General features: G+C 63.0%; 23 protein-coding genes. 13 read left to right on the top strand and 10 right to left on the bottom strand.

The window, feature by feature from the left end; translation table 11 throughout:
* Positions 1–41: 41 nt before the first annotated feature.
* Complete coding sequence (gene fnr / locus KI243_RS09505) at positions 42–776, top strand: fumarate/nitrate reduction transcriptional regulator Fnr (protein ID WP_017125907.1); 735 nt, start codon at positions 42–44, stop codon at positions 774–776.
* A gap of 58 nt (positions 777–834) precedes the next feature.
* Positions 835–1,383 (top strand): adenine phosphoribosyltransferase, encoded by a 549-nt coding sequence (locus tag KI243_RS09500; protein WP_017125906.1) that lies wholly within the window; start codon positions 835–837, stop codon positions 1,381–1,383.
* A 14-nt stretch (positions 1,384–1,397) separates the two neighbouring features.
* Here the strand turns inward: KI243_RS09500 and KI243_RS09495 are convergent, their stop codons facing one another.
* The 3 genes from KI243_RS09495 to moaB form a co-directional block, all read right to left on the bottom strand.
* Positions 1,398–2,546, bottom strand: a complete 1,149-nt coding sequence (locus KI243_RS09495) for an acyl-CoA dehydrogenase family protein (RefSeq protein ID WP_212810724.1) — start codon at positions 2,544–2,546, stop codon at positions 1,398–1,400.
* 149 nt (positions 2,547–2,695) lie between these two features.
* Positions 2,696–3,922, bottom strand: coding sequence for a gephyrin-like molybdotransferase Glp (gene glp / locus KI243_RS09490; RefSeq protein ID WP_017125904.1), 1,227 nt, complete (start codon positions 3,920–3,922; stop codon positions 2,696–2,698).
* Positions 3,906–4,445: a molybdenum cofactor biosynthesis protein B gene (gene moaB, locus KI243_RS09485; RefSeq protein WP_017125903.1), complete on the bottom strand. Its 540-nt coding sequence runs from the start codon at positions 4,443–4,445 to the stop codon at positions 3,906–3,908. Before moaB ends, glp begins: the two co-directional genes overlap by 17 nt.
* A 118-nt stretch (positions 4,446–4,563) precedes the next feature.
* Between moaB and mobA the strand changes: the two genes are divergently transcribed.
* The 3 genes from mobA to KI243_RS09470 all read left to right on the top strand — a co-directional run bounded on the left by mobA (position 4,564) and on the right by KI243_RS09470 (position 6,059).
* Entirely contained in the window at positions 4,564–5,163 is a 600-nt protein-coding gene (gene mobA, locus KI243_RS09480) for a molybdenum cofactor guanylyltransferase MobA (protein WP_177084992.1), read from the top strand.
* Between the two features lie 64 nt (positions 5,164–5,227).
* Positions 5,228–5,449, top strand: coding sequence for a YgdI/YgdR family lipoprotein (locus KI243_RS09475; RefSeq protein WP_017125901.1), 222 nt, complete (start codon positions 5,228–5,230; stop codon positions 5,447–5,449).
* A 163-nt stretch (positions 5,450–5,612) separates the two neighbouring features.
* A complete protein-coding gene (locus tag KI243_RS09470; protein ID WP_177084994.1) occupies positions 5,613–6,059 on the top strand; it encodes a type II 3-dehydroquinate dehydratase in 447 nt (148 codons plus the stop codon).
* Between the two features lie 21 nt (positions 6,060–6,080).
* Here the strand turns inward: KI243_RS09470 and KI243_RS09465 are convergent, their stop codons facing one another.
* The 6 genes from KI243_RS09465 to KI243_RS09440 form a co-directional block, all read right to left on the bottom strand.
* Complete coding sequence (locus KI243_RS09465; RefSeq protein ID WP_177084996.1) at positions 6,081–6,971, bottom strand: pseudouridine synthase; 891 nt, start codon at positions 6,969–6,971, stop codon at positions 6,081–6,083.
* An 80-nt stretch (positions 6,972–7,051) separates the two neighbouring features.
* Entirely contained in the window at positions 7,052–7,384 is a 333-nt protein-coding gene (locus KI243_RS09460; RefSeq protein WP_017125898.1) for a hypothetical protein, read from the bottom strand.
* Between the two features lie 150 nt (positions 7,385–7,534).
* Entirely contained in the window at positions 7,535–7,720 is a 186-nt protein-coding gene (locus tag KI243_RS09455; protein WP_244861828.1) for a hypothetical protein, read from the bottom strand.
* A 162-nt stretch (positions 7,721–7,882) separates the two neighbouring features.
* Positions 7,883–8,119, bottom strand: a complete 237-nt coding sequence (locus tag KI243_RS09450; protein WP_017125896.1) for a glutaredoxin family protein — start codon at positions 8,117–8,119, stop codon at positions 7,883–7,885.
* A 66-nt stretch (positions 8,120–8,185) separates the two neighbouring features.
* Positions 8,186–9,157, bottom strand: a complete 972-nt coding sequence (locus KI243_RS09445) for an acyltransferase family protein (protein ID WP_212810723.1) — start codon at positions 9,155–9,157, stop codon at positions 8,186–8,188.
* Positions 9,150–10,268, bottom strand: coding sequence for an acyltransferase (locus KI243_RS09440; protein ID WP_212810722.1), 1,119 nt, complete (start codon positions 10,266–10,268; stop codon positions 9,150–9,152). Before KI243_RS09440 ends, KI243_RS09445 begins: the two co-directional genes overlap by 8 nt.
* Before the next feature lie 177 nt (positions 10,269–10,445).
* Between KI243_RS09440 and KI243_RS09435 the strand changes: the two genes are divergently transcribed.
* Positions 10,446–12,401, top strand: a complete 1,956-nt coding sequence (locus KI243_RS09435) for a monovalent cation:proton antiporter family protein (protein ID WP_017125893.1) — start codon at positions 10,446–10,448, stop codon at positions 12,399–12,401.
* Between the two features lies 1 nt (position 12,402).
* On the opposite strand, the gene KI243_RS09430 is transcribed toward KI243_RS09435, so the two are convergent.
* The gene (locus KI243_RS09430) at positions 12,403–13,611 is read right to left on the bottom strand and encodes an ammonium transporter (RefSeq protein WP_042935257.1); all 1,209 of its coding nucleotides are present in this window, start codon (positions 13,609–13,611) and stop codon (positions 12,403–12,405) included.
* Positions 13,612–13,952: 341 nt separating this feature from the next.
* Here KI243_RS09430 and KI243_RS09425 point away from each other — a divergent pair, with 341 nt between their 5' ends.
* The 7 genes from KI243_RS09425 to KI243_RS09395 all read left to right on the top strand — a co-directional run bounded on the left by KI243_RS09425 (position 13,953) and on the right by KI243_RS09395 (position 19,303).
* The gene (locus tag KI243_RS09425; protein ID WP_017125891.1) at positions 13,953–14,267 is read left to right on the top strand and encodes a YqjD family protein; all 315 of its coding nucleotides are present in this window, start codon (positions 13,953–13,955) and stop codon (positions 14,265–14,267) included.
* Positions 14,268–14,269: 2 nt separating this feature from the next.
* Positions 14,270–14,647, top strand: a complete 378-nt coding sequence (locus KI243_RS09420) for a phage holin family protein (protein ID WP_017125890.1) — start codon at positions 14,270–14,272, stop codon at positions 14,645–14,647.
* On the top strand, positions 14,644–14,985 hold the full coding sequence (locus KI243_RS09415; RefSeq protein ID WP_177107440.1) for a hypothetical protein: 342 nt from the start codon (positions 14,644–14,646) through the stop codon (positions 14,983–14,985). The genes KI243_RS09420 and KI243_RS09415 overlap by 4 nt, the downstream gene beginning before the upstream one ends.
* Positions 14,986–15,117: 132 nt before the next feature.
* Positions 15,118–16,281 carry an EAL domain-containing protein gene (locus KI243_RS09410; RefSeq protein WP_017125888.1) on the top strand — a complete coding sequence of 388 codons (1,164 nt, stop codon included), beginning with the start codon at positions 15,118–15,120 and terminating at the stop codon, positions 16,279–16,281.
* Positions 16,282–16,350: 69 nt separating this feature from the next.
* Positions 16,351–17,682, top strand: coding sequence for a deoxyguanosinetriphosphate triphosphohydrolase (locus tag KI243_RS09405; RefSeq protein ID WP_017125887.1), 1,332 nt, complete (start codon positions 16,351–16,353; stop codon positions 17,680–17,682).
* Positions 17,683–17,947: 265 nt separating this feature from the next.
* Positions 17,948–18,364, top strand: coding sequence for a response regulator (locus KI243_RS09400; RefSeq protein WP_017125886.1), 417 nt, complete (start codon positions 17,948–17,950; stop codon positions 18,362–18,364).
* A gap of 309 nt (positions 18,365–18,673) precedes the next feature.
* On the top strand, positions 18,674–19,303 hold the full coding sequence (locus KI243_RS09395) for a response regulator transcription factor (RefSeq protein ID WP_042935256.1): 630 nt from the start codon (positions 18,674–18,676) through the stop codon (positions 19,301–19,303).
* The last annotated feature ends 4 nt before the right edge of the window (positions 19,304–19,307 follow it).

The raw sequence follows: 19,307 nt of genomic DNA, 5'->3' as shown, positions 1-19,307 counted from the left end.
CCCTTACGTCTTATGTGTGTTTTCCCACAAGGATTTAAGAAATGTCTGAGCCCGTGAAATTGCGCGCCCACAGCCAGGCCCATTGCAAGGATTGCAGCCTGGCTCCTCTCTGCCTGCCACTTTCACTGAATCTGGAAGACATGGATGCGCTGGACGAAATCGTCAAACGCGGGCGTCCGCTGAAAAAAGGCGAATTCCTGTTTCGCCAGGGCGACACCTTCGGCTCCGTCTATGCGGTACGTTCCGGGGCCTTGAAGACCTTCAGCCTGAGCGACGCCGGCGAAGAACAGATCACCGGCTTCCACTTGCCGAGCGAACTGGTCGGGCTGTCCGGCATGGACACCGAGACCTACCCGGTGTCGGCCCAGGCGCTGGAGACCACCTCGGTCTGCGAGATTCCCTTCGAGCGCCTGGACGAACTGGCCCTGCAACTGCCGCAATTGCGCCGGCAGTTGATGCGGGTGATGAGCCGGGAAATCCGTGACGACCAGCAGATGATGCTGTTGCTGTCGAAAAAGACCGCCGACGAGCGCATCGCCACCTTCCTGGTCAACCTCTCGGCGCGTTTCCGTGCCCGTGGCTTCTCCGCCAACCAGTTCCGCCTGAGCATGTCGCGCAACGAGATCGGCAACTACCTGGGGCTGGCGGTGGAAACCGTTTCCCGGGTATTCACCCGCTTCCAGGCCAGCGAACTGATCGTCGCCGAAGGCAAGGAAGTGCACATCCTCGACCCGATCCAGCTCTGCGCGCTCGCCGGGGGCTCGCTGGAAGGCTGATCCAGACACCCGTCGCGGGTATACTGCGGTGCTTACAGCCCCCCAGGACACCGCGACGATGGCCTTCGACAGCTTCGATATCAAATCCCTGATCCGCCCGGTTATCGACTTTCCGAAACCGGGAGTGATCTTCCGCGACATCACGCCGCTGTTTCAGTCGCCACGGGCGATCCGGCTGGTGGCCGATACCTTTATCCACCGCTATGTCGAAACCGACTTCAGCCATATCGGCGCCATGGATGCCCGCGGTTTCCTGATCGGCTCGATCATCGCCTACCAGTTGAACAAGCCGCTGATCCTGTTCCGCAAGCAGGGCAAGTTGCCGGCCGACGTGCTGTCCGAGAGCTATCAGACCGAATACGGCGAAGCCTTCCTCGAAGTCCATGCCGATAGCCTGTGCGAAGGCGACTCGGTGCTGATCTTCGATGACCTGATCGCCACCGGCGGCACGCTGATCGCCGCCGCCAACCTGGTGCGGCGCATGGGCGCCAAGGTCTTCGAGGCCGGCGCCATCATCGACCTGCCGGAACTCGGCGGCTCCCAGCGCCTGAACGACATGGGCATCCCGACCTACTGCCTGACCCGGTTCTCCCTGTCGGAGAAGTAATCCTTCACCACGGCTCAGAGGCCCATCTGCTTGCCGATGATTTCGTTCATCACTTCGCGGGTGCCGCCACCGATGGAAAGGATGCGGTTGTCGCGGTACAAGCGCTCCACCAGGCTCTCGCGCATATAACCGAGGCCGCCAAGGATCTGCACCGCATCGTGGGTGATGCGGTCGGCGGTGTCGGTGGCGAAATTCTTCGCCATCGACACCTCCTTGATCACGCTCTGGCCCGCGGCCATCCTCGCCGCCTGGCGGTAGGTGAACTCCCGGGAAACCTCCAGCGCGGTGGCCATCTCCGCCAGGCGATGCCTGATCACCTGGAATTTGCCGATGGGTTTGCCGAAGGCCTCGCGCTGCCGGGCCCATTTCAGGCTTTCTTCCAGGGCCAGTTGGGCGGTCATGTTGGCCATGATCGCCAGGGCCAGGCGCTCACTCTGGAAATTGCCCATGATGCAGGCAAAGCCCATGTTCTCGGCCCCGATCAGGTTGCCTGCCGGGACCCGGCAATCGTCGAAGAACAGCTCGGCGGTATCCGATGCCCACCAGCCCATTTTCTTCAGCTGTCGGCCCACCGTGAAACCCGGCGTGCCCTTCTCGATCAGCAGCAGGCTGATCCCGCCAAAGCCCGGCGCGCCGGTGCGCACCGCCACGGTGTAGTAGTCGGCGCGGATGCCACTGGTAATGAAGGTCTTGCTGCCGCTGACCCGGTAGCAGTCGCCGTCGCGCACGGCGCGGGTCTGCAGGTTGGCGACGTCCGAGCCGCCGCCCGGTTCGGTCACCGCCAGGGCGCTGATCTTTTCCCCGGCGAGCACGGCCGGCACCACCCGCTCGCGAACCTCGGGACGCGCCCATTTGACGATGGGCGGCAGGCCGATATCCAGGGAACCGAGCCCTGCCACCAGTCCGCCGGAACCGCAGCGCATCAGTTCTTCGCTGGCCGCCACCTTGGCGAACAGGTCACCTTCGTGACTGCCGCCCAGCGCTTCGGGATAACCGATACCGAGGATGCCCGCCACGCCGGCCTTGAGGTAGAGCTCGCGGGGAAAGCCTTCGGCCTCTTCCCACTGCTCGATGTCCGGAAGGATCTCACGTTCGACAAAACGCCTGACGCTGTCACGCACCAGTTGGTGGCTGGGATCGAAGTATTCCTGAAAGGCAGACATCGGCAAGCTCCCTGAGAAGACTCAGGAAACTTACCTAGCGCTTGCTTGGTTTTCAACCTATATCTGAGGGCTTGCCCGCGAAATGATCGTTCTTCGCGGGCAAGCCCGCTCCCACAAAAGCTCAGCGTCTAAGGGGTTTGCCAGTGCACCTAACCCAACACTTCACTCAGGGGAATGAAGTTGACCCAATCCCCTTCCACCAGCGTGCTGTCTTCCAGCACCTCCACCAGACCCTCGGCCCAGGCCGCACTGCGCAGCACGCCGGAGCTCTGGTTGCGGTAGATGATCGCCCGGCCGTTTTCCAGGCGCCCGCGCAGGTATTCCCGGCGATTACCCGGTTTCGGCCAGACAAAGCCGGCCGGAACCCTGAACTGCAGCGGCTGGACCTGCTGCACGCCCAGGCGACGCAGCAGGTAAGGCCGGGCCAGCAGTGCAAAGGTCACCAGTGTCGACGCCGGATTACCCGGCAGGCCGATCACCGGCACGCCACGAAAATGCCCGAAGGTCAGCGGCTTTCCGGGCTTGATCGCCAGCTTCCAGAGGTCCAGCTCGCCTTCTTCGCGCAGGGCGATGCCGAGGAAGTCCGCCTCACCGACCGATACTCCGCCGGTGGACAGGATCAGGTCCACATCCCCCAGCTCCGCCAGGCGCTGGCGGGTGGTCGGCAGGTCATCCGGGAGGATGCCGGCGTCCACCACTTCGCAGCCCAGGCGCTTGAGCCAGCTGCACAGCAGGACACGGTTGCTGTTGTAGATCTGCCCCGGCCCCAGTGCCCGGCCCGGCTCGATCAGCTCATCGCCGGTCGATAGCACCGCTACGCGGACCCGGCGAATCACCGCCAGCCCGGCACACCCCAGGGACGCGGCCAGGCCCTGCTCGATCGGCCCCAGGCGGGTGCCCGCCGCCAGTACCTGTTCGCCGACCGTGGTTTCCTGGCCCTGGGGACGAATGTTCTGTTGCAGCACCAGCGGCTCGGTAAAGCGTATCCGCTGATCGGCCTGGACCTCGGCGTTTTCCTGCATTTCCACGCAGTCGGCGCCGGCCGGGACCGGGGCCCCGGTAAAGATCCGCGCACAGGTCCCGGGCAACAGCGGCGCCGGCGCCTGTCCGGCGAAAATCCGCTGGCTGACCGGCAACGGCTCGCCCTGCCAGTCGGCCAGGCGCAAGGCGTAACCGTCCATGGCGCTGTTGGGCCACGGCGGCAGGTCGAGGCTGGAAACCAGGTCTTCGGCCAGCACCCGGCCCTCGGTCTCTGCCAGCGGCAGGTATTCGGCCTCGCGGATCGGGGCCGCCTCGGCCAGTTCCAGCAGTCGGGCCAGGGCGACCTCGACCGGAATCAAGGCACCGGTCTTGCCCGGCTTACCCGCGGGATTCACAAGGTGCCGCCTGTTTCAGGTGAGGAACGAAATTGCACGGCCGATGGCGCGAGTCCAGTTGCTCGGCGAGGATCCCGTCCCAGCCGGTCCGAACCGCGTTGGTCGAGCCCGGCAGGCAGCAGACCAGGGTCCCGTTGGCGAGCCCGGCCAGGGCCCGGGACTGCACGGTGGACGTGCCGATATCGGCCACGGAAATCTGCCGGAACAGTTCGCCGAAGCCGTCGACCTGCTTGTCCAGCAGGCACGCGACGGCTTCCGGGGTGCTGTCACGACCGGTGAAGCCGGTACCACCGGTGATCAGCACGACCTGGACCACGTCCTCGGCGATCCAGGTGGCGACTTGCGCGCGGATCCGGTACAGATCATCCTTGAGCAGTACCCGCTCGGCGAGGCGATGACCGGCGGCGGTCAGGCGATCGACGAAGACCTGCCCGGAAGTATCGGTTTCGAAGGTGCGGGTGTCACTGACAGTCAAGACCGCGATATTCAGCGGTACGAAGGGTGTATCAGCCTTGGCTTTCATAGGCTTGGTCCAGTTGTTGTAGGAGAAACAGGCCGGTGTTATATCACAGCGCCGCGGTTCATAGAGGCCGTCATACCGGCTCTGGCCGGCTCCGCCACCGTCCCCGTCGAGGCTTACAATGTCGCTGATCAATGTCTCCATTCTGCTCCTGGCCGGCGGCCGTGGCCAACGCATGGGCGGCCAGGACAAGGGCCTGCTGGAATGGCGCGGCCAGCCGCTGATCGCCCATCTGCACGCGACGACACGGCCGCTGACCGATGACCTGATCATTTCCTGCAACCGCAATCGGCAACGCTACGCGGCCTACGCCGACCGCCTGGTATCCGACGACAGCGACGATTTCCCCGGGCCCCTGGCCGGGATTCGTGCCGGGTTGGCGGTGGCTCGCCACTCGCACCTGCTGGTCTTGCCCTGTGATGTGCCGCAGGTCGATCGCGACCTGCTCCAGGGCATGCTCGACGCGGCCGGCCAGCACCCGGACCGGCCGCTGATGGTGCGCCAGGGCGAACACTGGGAGCCGCTGCTGTGCGTGATTCCCGTGGCCCTGGTCGCAGCGTTCGCCAGTGCCTGGGCAACCGGCGAGCGCAGCCCGCGCAAGGTCATGCTGCCCTTGCAGGCCCAGGCCCTGCAGTGCCCGCCGGACGATCCGCGGCTGGCCAATCTCAACACTCCGCGTCTGCTTCAGCATTGCGACAGCCTGCCGGATGGACACGGGTGAGGAACTTGCTGAAAATGCTGTCGTCTCAGTAGTAATCAATCCGAATTCTTTCTGGAGAAACACCATGACTCAACGGACCCTCGCCGCACTCATGCTGACCATGGGCCTGGCGACCCTCGCCGGCTGTTCATCGCCGACCGTGATCACCCTGAACGACGGGCGTGAGATCCAGGCCGTGGACACTCCTAAATATGATTCCGAATCGGGCTTCTACGAGTTCAAGCAGCTGGACGGCAAGAACACCCGCATCAACAAGGATCAGGTGCGCACCGTCAAGGAGCTGTAAGCCCTTCGCAAGCCCCCTGCAAAGCCCGCCCTGTGCGGGCTTTGTCGTTTCCGACGACCAGAAGGCCGTCGGCAGGCGCAACCCGGCGCCGACGCCTATTCTATGGAGAACCCTGTCCAGGCCTTGTGTCCTTGCGCAAAGGGGCCCCTACGAGAGGCGAACCATGAAAGTCCTCATGCTCCACGGCATCAACCACAATCTGTTCGGCAAGCGCGAACCGATCCGCTATGGCGGGATCACGCTGGAGCAGATCGACGCCCGTTTGCTGAACCTGGCCAGGGAACTGCAGGTCGACGTCGCCAGCTACCAGACCAACAACGAAGGGGCGATGTGCGCCCGCATCGAACGAGGCGCCAGCGAGCATGTCGACGCCGTGCTGATCAATGCCGGGGCCTGGGCCCACAGCAGCTACGATATCCGCGATGCCCTGGCGCGCCTGAAGGTCCCGGTGGTGGAACTGCACATGGCGAATATCCACGGCCGCGAGACCCTGCACCATCCCTCGGTGCTGGCCGAAGTGAGCGTGGGGCAGATCTGCGGGTTCGGCGTCGACAGCTACCTGCTGGGCCTGCGCGCGGTGGTCGGCGCGGCCCACGCCATGCCGGACTGAACCCGGTTCACCCGCGCCGATTCACCAGTGCAGGATGATTTCGCTCTCGAAATGACGCTCCTGCCCACTGACCGGATCGATGAAACGCAAGGCCTGGGCCAGCAGCTTGAGCGGATTGGCGTAGTCGTCCTCGACGTCCTTGAGCACCTGTGGATAAAACGGGTCGTTGCAGATTCCCGCGCCCAGGGCAGCCATGTGCACCCGCAACTGGTGTTTCTTGCCGGTCACCGGGTACAGGGCATAACGCCACAGACCGTCGTTCCGCTCGACCACTTCGATGGCTGTCTCGGTGTTGCTGGCGCCCTCGCCTTCGCGCATGCGGAAGAATGGCTCGCCCTCCACCAGGCGACTCTTGTGGACCCGCGGAAAGGACAGTTCGGGCAAGGCACGGGCAATCGCCTCGTAGCGCTTCTCGATCCGGCGGGTCGGAAACAGCGACTGGTAAGCCGAACGGCTCTCGGGATTGGCCGAAAACAGCACCAGCCCGGCGGTATGCCGGTCGATCCGGTGCAGCGGCACCAGGTTGGGGTTGTCCAGCCGGCGGATCAGCCGGCGCAGCAAGGTTTGCTCGACATATTCGCCGGCCGGGGTCACCGGCAGGAAATGCGGTTTGTCGGCCACCACCAGGTGCTCGTCCGCGTAGAGGATCGTCTCCGTGACCGGAATCGGCGTCTCGTTCGGCACTTCGCGAAAGTAATGAATCTTCAGGCCTTCGCGATAGGCCAGCTGTGCCGTGATCGGCCGGCCCTCGGCATCGAGCACCCGGCCCCGGGCAATGCGGTCGAGCCACTGCTCGCGACCGATGGCCTGGAAGTGCTCGCACAGGCACTCCAGCACGGTGGACCAGGCACCCGGTGGCAGGTACAGGGTGCTGGCCTGGTTTTCGGCGGCGTTGAAAGGCAAAGCGGACATGACGGGGCTCGAACGGTTGGCTAGGCCGGCATTATCCGGCAAGACCCGGGCGCCCCGTCAATCAATCGCGCCGCCAGACCTCAGCCGGCCGCCAGCTGGCTCTTCACCAGGGTCGCGCCGGCCGCCTCGGTGTAGTCCTTCAGCCAGCGCAACACATCCACCGCTTCCCAGCGCCCCGGATCGTACAGCGCATAGAGCAATCCCTGGTACCCCACCACATCCAGCTGGCGGTGATAGCCCGCCCGCTGGAACAACGCCTCGATTTCCGCGAAGCAGGTGTTGAAATGCAGCTTGTTGAACGGCGTCTTGCCCTCCGTCACCAGCCCATCGAGGCGCAACTCCAGCACCGCTTCGCGGACGACATCCGCGGACATGCGGTTCACGCTGGCTTTCAATTGTTCGACGTTGACCATGCTTTTACCCTCTTGATCTTTCCTGGTTTCGTCCCTGGGTGCGCATGTCATGGTGGACATCCTGTCCCAACACCGAGACGAAAACTGTATGAATATACAGTAACTGAATTTTTCGTAATCCGCCAACGGATTACCGGCCGCACACTGCGGTCATGATTCCCTGGGATGGACCTTTCCATAGACGTTGCCGCCGATGAACGAACCCACCGTGCCCAGGATCACCATGGCATAGGTTGCACCATCAATCTTTCCATACCATGTCAAGGTCGCGGTGCTTACACCTACCACCAATGTCGCGAGAAATTTGCGTCCGCCCAATTGGTTGACCAGCAACACTTGCCTCCCTTTCATCTCACTTCCTCCCTGCACCACCGAACGTGCTGCATCAAAACGTCATGACGCGACGTAAGCACAGGCGTTTTGCGGGTGCAAGCTCAGGCAATTTGATGAAACAGAAGGGTCGGGACAGCGTTGATCGCGGGGATTCAGAGGAAGGATTCAGCGCACAAAGGCCACGACCTGCTCGGCATCGAAAGGCCAACCGAGCTCAGCGCCGTTATCCGCCCGGCGCAACACCGGAATCCGCAGGCTGTAGGTCTCGAACAGCTCTTCGCTGTCGGCGATGTCCACCAGTTCGACCATCAGGCCGTGTTCGACCAGCGGCATCAGCACCGATTCGGCGACTTCACAGAGATGGCAACCCAGGGTGCCGAACAATTGGCATTCAGGAAGCATGGCAAAGGGTCCGGGACAGGATGAAGGTTCATTCTAGGCCCGTCGCCCGGGGCAGTCGAGCCGGCCTCAGAGAATGAACCGCGCGCGCCGGCTGGCGAGGATCAGCAGCGGCGCCGCGAGGAAGGCCAGGACCAGGACCACGGCGGTCAGGGTGTTGCCGTACGCCAACCCCATCGACAGTGCCCCGTAGAGAAACAGCGGGTGCACGTAGTAGAGCGCCGAGGACAGCTTGGCGTTGAGAGTGCTGGTGGACGCCCGGAAAAACACGAACGGCAGCAGGAACAGTGCCGGTGTGATCAGGGGCAACGACACCAGGAAATCGAAGTTCTGCCGGGCATCGGCCTGATGCGAGTAATTCAGCCAGGCCTCGCCCAGCACCAGCACCAGGCCGACGGCGAATGCCCCGCAGACCTGCCCCCGCCTGACCTTTTCCGGCACCCCGTGGCGGGCCAGCAGAAACCCCAGGGCCATGAACGGAAAGCCCATGAACAGGAAGTTGCGGGCGGTATAGTCGTTCTGGTTGAAGTGCTGGAGAAAGGCATTGGGCAATTCGAAATAGACCCGCGCATATTGCAGCACCAGGCCCACCGTGAATGCCCCCAGCGCCAGCACCATCAGCAGGCCCGTTGGCCGTTGGCGCAACAGGTAGAGGATCAGCCCGCCGCCGAGCATGCCCACCAGGTACCAGAGGTGGAAATAACCGATCACGAACTGCTTGAGGATCGCCAGCACCCCACCGACACTGCCCAGGGCGGCGAAACTCGTGTAGGTCGGGCTGTAGACCAGCATCCAGAACAGGTACAGCAGCAGGCCGCGCTTGAACCAGAGCGCGAAGGAGTGGCCGCGGGCAAGGGTCTGCCACAGGTAATAGCCGTTGATGACAAAAAAGGTCGGCACCGCCACCCGGAACAGGCCATTGCACAGCACATAGCCCGGCGCCGTGTAGTTGCCGCCCATGAAATGGCAGTGCAGCACCACGACGAATACCGCCAGCAGGACTTTCAGCGCATCCAGGTTGCCGTTGAGGGCTTTAGCCATCGTTCTTCACCTGTCGTCCCGCGGCATCGGTCTGCTGGCGCGATGTCTCGCCGCGGAACCGGCGCTTGCAGTAGCTCGTCGCGCGGTCGAGTACCGGCTTTTCAAAGAACGAGTAGCCGACCCAGCCGTAGCACAGCACTGCGACCATCATCAGTATCAGGAACAGCAGGTTGTCCAGCAGGCTCCCCGGCCAGTTGCCGATCACCAGCCAGGCGCGGCCGATCACCCCGAGTACCAGCAAGTGCGACAGATAGATCGTGTAGGACATGTCGCCGGTAAACACCAGGGACTGTGGAAAACGAATCAGCTGGCGTCGTTCCAGCAGCACCAGTGACAGGGTCAGGGCACCGAATACCAGGCCGACCGCGAGCATCCGCACCAGCCCTTCGCTGAAGAACAACTGGTAGTGGTAGATCAGCGGAAAACCCACCAGCAGGCTCGCGGCGAACATCAGCCAGACCACCGCCGTCGGCACCCGCGCGCTGTGCCGGCCATAGAAGAACAGGGCCAGCGCACTGCCGACGATGAACTCCAGCGCATAGGGATGCAGCACGATCTTCAGCGCCGGCGAATAGTCCTGCCAGGAGTCCAGCAGGTTGAACAGCACCAGCGCCAGCGCCCATATCGCCAGCAGGACGGGCAGCCAGCGCTCGCGCAAGGCCAGCAGCAGGCTGAACACCAGGTAGAACCACAGTTCGAACACCAGCGACCAGGCCACCATCACCAGCAGCACGCGCTCGTTGGGCAGCAGCAGGAACGACATCAGCAGGTTCGAGCCGCCATGGGAGCTGTTGACCAGCGTCGGCGACAACAGATAGACCACCAGGGTGATAAAGAAATACAGCCAGTAGTTGGGGTAGATCCGCGACACCCGGTTGAACAGGAAACGCTGGACCTGGACCTTGTCCTGGAAGCGTCCACGGGTGACGATCACCATGACGAAACCGCTGATGACAAAAAACAGATCGACGCCCAACTGGAAGAAGTCCACCAGCGCCGGCAGCAACGCATCGCCACCGGAGTACTTGAGCTCCACCGCCGCCATGTGAAACAGCACCACCCCCAATACTGCCGCGCCCCTCAGGCCCTGCAGAGAATACAGACGCTCCATACTCCTCTCCGTCGTCTACTCGCTGAAAGGACGCCTCCCCCTGGCATTCCGAAGTTGAGCATAGCGAACCGTGCCAAATATGAGACATTGCTTTGAAACGATGACCGCCATCAATCGATGCCCTGCCCGCCTGCATGATGCTGGCGGTTTTTTTGTCGGTCCTGACCGGAGACGCTTGTGTTTGCCAATCTGTTGATCATCCTCGCCTCGTCACTGGTGGTGATTGCGCTGTTCCGGCGCCTGCAACTGCCACCGGTGCTGGGCTACCTGTGCGTCGGCCTGCTGGTCGGCCCAACCGCTTTCGGCTGGGTCAACGACAACGAGAACCTGCCGGACCTGGCCGAGCTGGGCGTGGTGTTCCTGCTGTTTTCCCTGGGGCTGGAGTTCTCCCTGTCGAAAATGCTCGCCCTGCGCCGCGTGGTATTCGGCCTCGGCAGCCTGCAGGTGGCCTGTACCGGTGCGGCGCTGGGCAGCCTGCTGGTGTTCTTCGGCATGCCGCTGGTGGCGGCGCTGATGCTCGGCGCCGGCCTCGCCCTGTCCTCGACGGCAATCGTCAGCAAGGAGCTGACCAGTCTCGGCGAGATCTTCAGCAGCCACGGTCAGAACGCGATCGGCGTGCTGCTGTTCCAGGATGTGATCGCGGTCCTGCTGCTGACCCTGGTCCCGGTGTTCGCCGGCAGCAGCGACCAGGCCTGGTACTGGGCGCTGCCGATCACCCTGGGGAAAACCCTGGTGCTGTTCGTCGGCCTGCTGCTGGCCAGCCGCTGGCTGCTGCCACGGCTGTTCCATGAGGTCGCCGCATCGCACTCGGCGGAACTGTTTGTCCTGCTGGCGCTGGTGATCGTCCTGCTGACTGCCTGGCTGACCCACCTGCTGGGGCTTTCGCCAGCCCTGGGGGCGTTCCTTGCCGGCATGCTGCTGGGGGAAAGCCACTACCGCCACCAGATCGAAGCCGATATCCGGCCGTTCCGCGACATCCTGCTGGGGGTGTTCTTCGTCAGCATCGGCATGCTGATCGACCTGCAACTGTTCGCCGACCACGGCCTGCTGATTCTCGGCCTGACCCTGGCCTTGCTGCTGATCAAGGGCGCGATAGTGGCGCTGCTGGTCAGGTTGCGCGGCAGCGATGCGGAAACCGCCTGGCGCAGCGGCCTGGCCCTGGCCCAGGGCGGTGAATTCTGCTTTGCGCTGATGGCCCAGATGCAGCAGAACAAGCTGATGCCGGCTGATATCAGCGGCCTGCTGCTGGCCGCGACCTTCTGCTCCATGGTCCTCACCCCACTGCTGCTGCGGGCCGCCCCGCGTATCGCCGCCCGGCTGCACCGCAAGCCGAACCAGGAGGCCCGGCTCGAGGAGATCAGCGCGCTGAACGCGGAACTGCACGGGCACGTGGTGATCTGCGGCTACGGGCGCGTCGGCCAGTCCATCGGGCGTTTCCTGCGCCGGGAACAGCAACGCTTCGTCGCCCTCGACGACGACCCGGTACGGGTGCGCGAGGCGGCGGCCGGTGAAAGCTGCGTGCACTACGGCGACTCACGTCGTGGCGACCTGCTGGCCGCCGTCGGCCTCGAACGGGCGCGGCTGCTGGTGATCGCCGTGGACAAGACCGATATCGCCATGCTCGTCCTCAAGGCCGCCCGCCACCTGAATACGACGGTGCCGATCCTGGTCAGGACCCGTGACGACAGTCAGCTCGCCGAGCTGAAGGCCGCCGGTGCCAACGAAGTGGTCCCGGAACTGCTGGAGTCGAGCCTGATGCTCGCCTCCCACGCGCTGATCATGCTCGGGGTTGCCGAGCCGCAGGTGCAGGCCCGGGTCAATGAGGTCCGGCACACCCGCTACAAGCTGCTGCGCGGTTTCTATCACGGCGCGCAGACCAACCTGCTCGGCACCCAGGGCCAGCCCAAGGTGCTGATGCACGCGGTGAACCTGGCCGTCGACGCCCATGCCTGCGGCCAGTCGATCAATACCCTTGAACTCGAACAGCTGGGCGTCGAAGTCCAGGGCCTGCAGCGCGCCGGCAAGGAACTCGAGGTGGACGGCGATACCGCCCTGCACGCCGGAGATACCGTGCTGATGTCCGGGACACTGGCCGCCATCGAAGCGTGCGAGGCACGCCTGCTCGGGGGCTGAATCAGTCCTGGCTGACCGCGCCGATCTTGTGTATCGACAGATCGGCGCCGTAGTACTCTTCTTCCTGGCTCAGGCGCAGGCCATGCACCGCCTTGATCGCGCCGTACACGGCAAAACCGCCGATCAGCGCGACCGCCACGCCCGACAGCGTGCCGATCAACTGGCTGATCAGGCTGACACCGCCCAACCCGCCCAACGCCTGCTGGCCGAAGATCCCGCAGGCCACCCCGCCCCACACGCCGCACAGGCCGTGCAGCGGCCAGACACCCAGGACATCGTCGATCTTCCACTTGCTCTGGGTGGCGATAAAGCACCAGACAAACAACCCGCCGGCCACCGCCCCCGTCACCAGCGCACCCACCGGATGCATCAGGTCGGAACCGGCACAGATCGCCACCAGCCCGGCCAATGGCCCGTTGTGCAGGAAGCCCGGGTCGTTGCGACCGATGATCAGCGCCGCCACCGTGCCGCCGACCATCGCCATCAGCGAGTTGACCGCCACCAGGCCGCTGACGCCTTGCAGGGTCTGCGCACTCATCACGTTGAAGCCGAACCAGCCGACGATCAGGATCCATGACCCCAGGGCCAGGAACGGGATGCTCGATGGCGCGAACGCCACCAGTCGTCCATCGCGGTAACGCCCCTGGCGCGGCCCGAGCAGCAGGACCGCCGCCAGCGCCAGCCAGCCGCCCATGGCGTGCACCACCACCGAGCCGGCGAAGTCATGGAAGCTCGCCCCGAAGCGCTCCAGCAACCAGGCCTGCAGGCCGAAATTGCCATTCCAGACCACGCCCTCGAAGAAGGGATAGACGAATGCCACGATCAGCGCCGTGGCGCACAATTGCGGGGCAAACCGTGCACGCTCGGCGATCCCGCCGGAAATGATCGCGGGAATGGCCGCGGCGAACGTCAGCAGAAAGAAGAATTTCACCAGCCCATAGCCATGATCGCCACTGATCTGCGCCGCCGGGTGCAGAAAGCTCACGCCGTAGGAGATCCAGTAACCGATGAAGAAATAGGCCAGGGTCGAGATGGCGAAGTCACTGAGGATCTTCGACAGCGCATTCACCTGGTTTTTCTGGCGTACAGTGCCGACTTCGAGAAAGGCAAAACCGGCGTGCATGGCCAGGACCATGACCGCGCCGATCAGGATGAACAGGGTATTGGAGCCATGGACCAGAGTGTCCACAGCGCTTTGCAAATTTTCCATGGAGACGGCAGACCTGAAGTCAGGGAAAAGCACCAAAGCTGTTCAACGCGCCCACTTTTCGCACTCTATTGGCGCAATCGGCGACTGGCGGCGAACCGCTTTGGCGCAGGGCGAAGAACAGGGTCAGGGACCACTTCGGTTTTTTCCGCGTATTTTGATTATTTAGGGTAAGGTTTTCGCGGGTTCCCGCCGATCGACGCCCAGATACGGCGCACGCATCGGCAGCAACGCACCAGCACATAGCAAAACCTGTACCAGCCGATCGCAGTGAACCTTCGCCCACGGCCTGTACTCGAACCTGTCACACGCCTTTCACAACGCCTCTCAAGGAGAAGAACACCATGGTCAGCAAAACGGCAAAGACTGCTCAGGAAATACTGATGGCGGATTTTCAGACCCTGGTCAGCGACACGGAACGTCTGCTCGAACATACCGCGACCCTGGCCGGCGACCAGGCTGACGAGCTGCGCGCGCAGATTCACGACAGCCTGTTGAAGGCCCGGGAGACCCTGCAACTGACCGAGGCGTCCCTGCGCGAGCGCGGCCAGGCCGCCGTGGTGGCGACCGAGGACTATGTCCAGGCCAATCCCTGGCAGTCCGTCGGCATCGCCGCCGGGATCGGCTTCCTGATCGGCCTGCTGGCCACGCGGCGCTGATCATGGCGAGCGATGAAGCGGGCAGCACCCGCTCCTCCACGCGCCGCCTGGGCGCCGCCTTCCTCGGCCTGCTGCACAGCCATGTCGAGCTGTTCGGCATCGAACTGCAGGAACAGAAGGCCCGCACCGTCAGCCTGCTGCTGTTCGCCGGACTGGCGCTGGTGTTCGCCCTGCTGCTGTTGATCGGCCTTTCGGCACTGGTGCTGATCTTGGTCTGGGACACCTATCGCCTGACCGGCATCATCGGCCTGTGCGCCTTCTATACGCTGGCGGCACTGTTTTGTGGCCTGCGCCTGAAGGCGGCGATCTTCGATGAGTCCTCTCCCTTCCACGCCACGCTCGAAGAGCTGGCCAACGACCGCGAGCGACTGCTGCCATGAGTGCCCCCGAACTGAAACAGAACAGCTCGCGCCGGGAAATGCGCAAGGCGCTGATTCGCCTGCGCATGGAAATGCACCGCCAGGAAATCCGCCATGAGTCCGCGCAGTTGCTGCAACCACTGCAACGCATGCGCGGCCTGGGCCAGAACTGGCAGGACAATCTCGGTATCAAGCACGCCCCGCTATGGGGGATCGGCGTGGTCACCCTGCTGGGCTTTCTCGGCGGCAAGGGCGCCAAGGGCAGCGGCCTCAATGGCCTGTCCCGCCTGATCCGCCTGGGCACCAGCCTGCTTCCGCTGATCAGGCTGGCACTGCAAGGCTCATCCGGCAAACGCTGATCCCGGTGAATCTGGCTGCATTCTTGCAGTAGCAATGGATCGAACGCGAACCGACGGCGGTTTTCCGTGGTTCGCGCCATTCCACCCTGCCCGTGTGCCAGCCAGCCCCATAACACCGACCAAGGAGGCTCCGTGATCGACGGGCAACCGCTCGCCTGCTTTCAGCCCTTTATCGATACCGCCACCGGACGCATCGCCGGCGTCGAGGCGCTTGGCCGACTGCGCCAGGCCGATGGGCAACTGACCTCCGTGGGACCGCTGTTCGCCGACCCGCGCACGCCGTCCGCGGCCTTGCGTCGCCTCGACCGGCAGATCCGCGACAACGCCCTGAGCCGCCTGCACGAAGCCCCCGCGGAGTGGTTCCTGAGTCTCAACATGTCCCCCCGCTGGATCAGCCGCCTGAGCAGTGGCCAGGCCCTGCCGAGCCTGAAACAACTGCAGCAGCACGGTGTCGACCCACGGCGTATCGTCTTCGAAATCACCGAATTGAGCGGTGACAGCTCGCGCCTCTCGGAAGCGGTCAGCCGCTATCGCGAAGCCGGAGCGCGGATCGCCATCGATGATTTCGGTGCCGGGTACTCGCAACTGGATCGGGTCCTGGCCCTGCAGCCGGATATTCTCAAGCTCGATATGCGCCTGTTCCAGGCGGCCGCCCGTGGCGGACCCAGCAGCGAAGTGGTCAAGGCCCTGGCGCAGATGGCGGAAAAGACCGGCTGCTGGATCATCGCCGAAGGGGTGGAAACCGAAGCCGAGCTGAATTTCGCCCTGGAGTGCGGTTCACGCTACGTGCAGGGCTATCTGTTTGCCAGGGCCGAACTGGACTTTTTCCCCAGCGATGCCTTCGTCGCGCGGTTCGCCGAATTGCGTGAACGTTATGTACAGAAAAAACTCGCCGAGCGCGCCCGACTGATGAGCCTGCGCCTGCAACTGGGCGAGCTGATGGGCATCCTCCAGGCCTGGGCCCAGGCCCAGGCGCCGATCAGCCAGTTGCCGCAACTCGACAGTTATCCCTGGCTGCTGCGCTTTTACCAATGCGACCGGCACGGCACGCAACTGACGCCGAACCTGGAGTGGCGCAACCATGCCTGGCACGCCGACAGCAGTTACCTGGGCCACAACTGGTCATGGCGCCCGTATTTCTATCACCTGCTGGCCGAAGGCTGGGATGAACGCCGCCTGACCCTGTCCAGCACCTACCGCGATGCCACCAGCAACCAGTATTGCCTGACCGCCGGACAGTTCTTCGACAACGGCCAGCGTCTGCTGCTGATCGATATCGACGCCGCCGGCTTGTAGTTTTTGCTTGCAGGCGCGCCGCCTAACCGGGAAGCTGGTGGTTCAATCACCCGACGGAGAGAACGCGCCTTGGATTGGCAAACCCTGCTCAACCGCGAACGCCTGGGAAAGCCCCTGCACAGCCCGCAAGAGCTGGGACGCAGCCCTTTCCACAAAGACCATGACCGTATCATCTTCTCCGGAGCCTTCCGGCGCCTGGGGCGCAAGACCCAGGTGCACCCGGTGTCGAGCAACGACCATATCCACACCCGCCTGACCCACTCGCTGGAAGTCAGTTGCGTCGGTCGCTCCCTCGGCATGCGCGTCGGCGAAACCCTGCGCGGCGCCCTGCCCGACTGGTGCGAGCCGAGCGACCTGGGCATGGTCGTGCAATCGGCCTGCCTGGCCCACGACATCGGCAACCCGCCCTTCGGCCATTCCGGCGAGGATGCGATCCGCCACTGGTTCCAGCAGGCGGCCGGGCGTGGCTGGCTGGACGACATGAGCGTCGCCGAGCGTGCCGACTTCCTCAATTTCGAAGGCAACGCCCAGGGTTTCCGGGTGCTGACCCAGCTGGAATACCACCAGTTCGACGGCGGTACCCGCCTGACCTACGCGACCCTCGGCACCTACCTCAAGTACCCCTGGACCGCCCGGCACGCCGATTCCCTGGGTTACAAGAAGCACAAGTTCGGCTGCTACCAGAGCGAATTGCCGATCCTCGAACAGATCACCCAGAAGCTCGGCCTGCCGCAGCTGGAAGAACAGCGCTGGGCGCGGCATCCGCTGGTCTACCTGATGGAGGCCGCCGATGACATCTGCTACGCCCTGATCGACCTCGAGGACGGCCTGGAGATGGATCTGCTGAACTACGCGGAAGTCGAGTCGCTGCTGCTCGGGCTGGTGGGCGACGACCTGCCGGAAACCTACCGGCAACTGGGTCCGCAGGACTCGCGGCGACGCAAGCTGGCGATCCTGCGCGGCAAGGCCATCGAGCACCTGACCAACGCCGCTGCCAGGGCCTTTGTCGAACAGCAGGATGCCTTGCTCGCCGGGACCCTGTCGGGCGACCTGGTGGAACACATGCACGGGCCGGCCAAGCGCTGCGTGCTCAACGCGAAGGACATCGCGCGCAAGAAGATCTTCCAGGACAAGCGCAAGACGCTCCACGAGATCGGTGCCTACACCACCCTGGAAATCCTCCTGAACGCGTTCTGCGGCGCCGCGCTGGAGCAGCATGGCGGCCGTACGCCGTCGTTCAAGCACCGGCGGATCCTCGACCTGCTCGGCAACAATGCACCTCACCCGGACTGGCCGCTGCACACCTCGTTCCTGCGCATGATCGACTTCATCGCCGGGATGACCGACAGCTACGCCAGCGAAATGGCCCGGGAAATGACCGGCCGCTCCAGTCCCCAGTGATCCCGCGGGCCCGCTGGCGCCAAGCCGGCGGGCCCACGAGCGAACAGCGATGCCCGCGTCCCACACGGAGAAAGCCTACATTTGCCCCGGAATCACCTGATGGAGACTATGTTGGACCCGCTGAAATAATCCATTCCCTCTTAGTCTGCCACCCGGACTCAATCCGACCCCTCGCTCAACAAGCGCCCGACTTCAGGCCCACCCCCCTGTTCCACGCCTGCTCCTGAAGCCTTGTTCGAAGTAGGTAGTTCGCCTGGAAAATCGCATGTCCAAACAAAACCTGCGTGTATTGCTGGTGGAGGATCATCCCTTTCAACTGGCCGCGACACAGAGCCTGCTCAACAGCTACGGCTACCATCTCCTCACCCCGACCTCAAACGCAGCCGAAGCCCTGACGGCCATGGAGGCCTCGCCGGCCCCCTTCGACCTCATGCTCTGCGACCAGTGCCTGCCCGACCTGCTGGGACTCGAATTGATCCAGACCGCCAATCAGCGCGGCAAGATCAAACAGGCGATCCTGCTCAGCAGTCTCAGCCTCGAAGAGCTCCAGGTGCTCAGCGAAGCGGCCGTGTCGCGCAATATCCCCTTGCTGGGCTGCCTGACCAAACCCCTCAATGGCCTCGCGCTGAAAAACATATTGGCGTTTGAAAGGCAGCGGATGACGAAAAATCATTCAGCGTGAGGAAAACACTTCAGTCATGCCGCCAAGGTACACAATCCAAGTACATAAATATTACAAATACCGATCCACCTATCTGTAGGATACTTCCTAAGAATCTATAAAAAACCACAAACACTAAACCAACATTCATAACCAAAAAATCTAAAAGGTCGCACACTTCCACCTTTGGCTTGCCAAGAGCGTAAGTCAACAGCCTAATTAAAGTAGGAATATTCCTATACAGCTTCTGTAGGCGCCTCTATTCATGCGCCTCGGGGTGCAACTGAGCTAATGTGCGCGCTTTCTACGAAGCTCGTATGGGATTTTATTATGAACTCGGTTTTTATCGTCGACGACCACCCCGTTGTCCGCCTTGCCATCAGGATATTGTTGGAACAGGAAGATTGTTATGAAATAGTTGGCGAGACGGACAATGGCGTCGATGCGATGCAGATGGTGCGCGAATGCATGCCGGACCTGGTCATTCTCGATGTCAGCATTCCCAAGCTGGATGGGCTGGAAGTCCTGGCCCGCCTGGACGGAATGAACCTCTCGCTGAAAACGCTGGTATTGACCGGACAATCGCCCTCGCTCTTTGCCATTCGCTGCATGCAATCGGGAGCCGCCGGGTATGTCTGCAAGACGGAAGACTTGAGCGAATTGATGAGCGCGGTGAAAGCGGTATTATCCGGCTACAATTACTTCCCTAGCCAGGCGTTGATCGGTGGACGAAAAGATGAAGCGACAAATCCGGAAATGGAACTTTTCAAACTGGTGAACGACCGGGAACTGATGGTATTGCAACTGTTCGCCCAAGGGCGGACGAACAAGGAAATCGCCAAGGGCATGTTCCTCAGTAACAAGACCGTCAGTACCTACAAGAAACGCCTGATGCAAAAACTGAAAGCCAAATCCCTGGTAGAGCTGATCGAAATGGCCAAACGCAACGCGGTAGTGTGAGAAA

This window comes from Pseudomonas sp. Ost2, from assembly GCF_018326065.1.
Taxonomy (GTDB): domain Bacteria; phylum Pseudomonadota; class Gammaproteobacteria; order Pseudomonadales; family Pseudomonadaceae; genus Aquipseudomonas; species Aquipseudomonas gingeri.
Note: the sequence above shows the minus strand (reverse complement) of the source record. Positions and strands in the feature narration are given on the sequence as shown.

Coding starts and splice junctions, on each gene's coding strand:
- moaB (WP_017125903.1), bottom strand. CDS start 4,445: ATGAAAGCCAAGGCTGATACACCCTTCGTACCGCTGAATATCGCGGTC.
- KI243_RS09430 (WP_042935257.1), bottom strand. CDS start 13,611: ATGGAAAATTTGCAAAGCGCTGTGGACACTCTGGTCCATGGCTCCAAT.
- KI243_RS09445 (WP_212810723.1), bottom strand. CDS start 9,157: ATGGCTAAAGCCCTCAACGGCAACCTGGATGCGCTGAAAGTCCTGCTG.
- KI243_RS09465 (WP_177084996.1), bottom strand. CDS start 6,971: ATGTCCGCTTTGCCTTTCAACGCCGCCGAAAACCAGGCCAGCACCCTG.
- KI243_RS09420 (WP_017125890.1), top strand. CDS start 14,270: ATGGCGAGCGATGAAGCGGGCAGCACCCGCTCCTCCACGCGCCGCCTG.
- KI243_RS09500 (WP_017125906.1), top strand. CDS start 835: ATGGCCTTCGACAGCTTCGATATCAAATCCCTGATCCGCCCGGTTATC.
- KI243_RS09440 (WP_212810722.1), bottom strand. CDS start 10,268: ATGGAGCGTCTGTATTCTCTGCAGGGCCTGAGGGGCGCGGCAGTATTG.
- KI243_RS09475 (WP_017125901.1), top strand. CDS start 5,228: ATGACTCAACGGACCCTCGCCGCACTCATGCTGACCATGGGCCTGGCG.
- KI243_RS09415 (WP_177107440.1), top strand. CDS start 14,644: ATGAGTGCCCCCGAACTGAAACAGAACAGCTCGCGCCGGGAAATGCGC.
- KI243_RS09460 (WP_017125898.1), bottom strand. CDS start 7,384: ATGGTCAACGTCGAACAATTGAAAGCCAGCGTGAACCGCATGTCCGCG.
- KI243_RS09400 (WP_017125886.1), top strand. CDS start 17,948: ATGTCCAAACAAAACCTGCGTGTATTGCTGGTGGAGGATCATCCCTTT.
- KI243_RS09425 (WP_017125891.1), top strand. CDS start 13,953: ATGGTCAGCAAAACGGCAAAGACTGCTCAGGAAATACTGATGGCGGAT.
- KI243_RS09470 (WP_177084994.1), top strand. CDS start 5,613: ATGAAAGTCCTCATGCTCCACGGCATCAACCACAATCTGTTCGGCAAG.
- mobA (WP_177084992.1), top strand. CDS start 4,564: ATGTCGCTGATCAATGTCTCCATTCTGCTCCTGGCCGGCGGCCGTGGC.
- KI243_RS09495 (WP_212810724.1), bottom strand. CDS start 2,546: ATGTCTGCCTTTCAGGAATACTTCGATCCCAGCCACCAACTGGTGCGT.
- KI243_RS09450 (WP_017125896.1), bottom strand. CDS start 8,119: ATGCTTCCTGAATGCCAATTGTTCGGCACCCTGGGTTGCCATCTCTGT.
- KI243_RS09395 (WP_042935256.1), top strand. CDS start 18,674: ATGAACTCGGTTTTTATCGTCGACGACCACCCCGTTGTCCGCCTTGCC.
- fnr (WP_017125907.1), top strand. CDS start 42: ATGTCTGAGCCCGTGAAATTGCGCGCCCACAGCCAGGCCCATTGCAAG.